The organism is Caballeronia arationis, assembly GCF_001544975.2.
GTDB lineage: Bacteria > Pseudomonadota > Gammaproteobacteria > Burkholderiales > Burkholderiaceae > Caballeronia > Caballeronia arationis.
This window is the reverse complement of sequence record NZ_FCOG02000537.1, coordinates 1-792: the sequence shown is the minus strand read 5'-3', so window position 1 is coordinate 792 and position 792 is coordinate 1. Positions and strand designations below refer to the sequence as shown.

1 protein-coding gene is annotated in these 792 nt (G+C 55.9%); it reads left to right on the top strand.

Going from position 1 to position 792, the window contains the following annotated elements:
- Nucleotides 1-187: 187 nt before the first annotated feature.
- Nucleotides 188-792, top strand: a 605-nt coding sequence (locus tag AWB81_RS43705) for a methyltransferase family protein (RefSeq protein WP_200822658.1), incomplete at its 3' end; no start/stop codon positions are given.

Here is a 792-nt window from a genome sequence, read left to right as displayed (position 1 = left end):
GCCGCCACGCTCGCCTCAGCAACCCAACCTCAAAACGCTAAACATTAACCCCCCTGTTGCACTTCGGCTTGAAACCGCCAACCTTAATGCAAGGGCATGGCTCGCACTTGCCGTCCTCGCCGTTGTGATGAGCCTTCTACTGTTCGTCCCCGAGGGCACCGTTCACTATTGGGAAGCATGGGCGTACTTGGCGATCTTCACAGGCGCATCGGTGCTTATTACGCTGTATCTCATGCGAAAGGACCAGGCGCTTCTCGAGCGTCGAATGAGCGGCGGTCCGACGGCGGAGAAGCGACCTGCTCAGAAGTTCATCATGCTTTGTACGTCAATCGCCTTCATAGCCCTTCTTGTCGTGCCCGCGCTTGACCACCGTTTTGGTTGGTCCACCATGCCTCTCGTTGGTGTTGTGGGCGGGGACGCGCTCGTTGCGATTGGCTTTTTTCTCATTTTCCTTGTGTATAGAGAAAACACGTTCACTTCAGCAATCATCGAGGTCGCAGAGAATCAGAAGGTTATTTCGACCGGGCCATATGCATTCGTTCGCCACCCGATGTACGCGAGTGCATCCCTGTACCTTCTCGGCACGCCGCTAGCGCTAGGCTCGTGTTCGGGGTTTGTCTCAGTCGCCGCGATGATTCCGTTTCTGATATGGCGGCTCATTGACGAAGAACGCTTTCTTGCCGGGCATCTGTCCGGTTATACGGAATACCAGAAACGGGTGTGCGCCGTGAAAAGGTGGCGCTTTCCAGTGGGTGTAAGTCCCACCCGGCAAATGCTCCAGCCGGAAGCAAC